The organism is Achromobacter sp. ACM01 (assembly GCF_014851745.1).
Classification (GTDB): Bacteria; Pseudomonadota; Gammaproteobacteria; order Burkholderiales; family Burkholderiaceae_B; genus Achromobacter; species Achromobacter aegrifaciens.
Genome location: NZ_JACVAF010000029.1, coordinates 1 through 346, shown reverse-complemented (window position 1 = coordinate 346; position 346 = coordinate 1). Strand labels below are relative to the sequence as shown.

The 346-nt window shown below is 49.7% G+C and carries 2 tRNA genes; both read right to left on the bottom strand.

The features are described from left to right. Positions 1-131 precede the first annotated feature (131 nt). A tRNA-Ala gene (locus IB268_RS30915) sits at positions 132-207 on the bottom strand. A 23-nt stretch (positions 208-230) separates the two neighbouring features. Continuing rightward, positions 231-307, bottom strand: a tRNA-Ile gene (locus IB268_RS30910). Positions 308-346: the final 39 nt, after the last annotated feature.

Here is a 346-nt window from a genome sequence, read left to right as displayed (position 1 = left end):
GATGAGCACATTTCGTTGTGCTTCTTCCAGATTGTTAAAGAACGAATATAGCTGTCAGGTAAAACCTAACTCATAAGGCCGTTTCAACGACACTATGAGTTAGCCTCTACATCACCAGGTGATTAGGTACTTGGTGGAGGTGAACGGGATCGAACCGATGACATCCTGCTTGCAAAGCAGGCGCTCTCCCAGCTGAGCTACACCCCCATATCCCGCATGCGCAGAATACTTGGTGGGTCTGGTTGGATTCGAACCAACGACCCCCGCCTTATCAAGACGGTGCTCTAACCGACTGAGCTACAGACCCAAAAACCTTTTCGGATCAGCAGTCAGGAAAGCTGTAGAC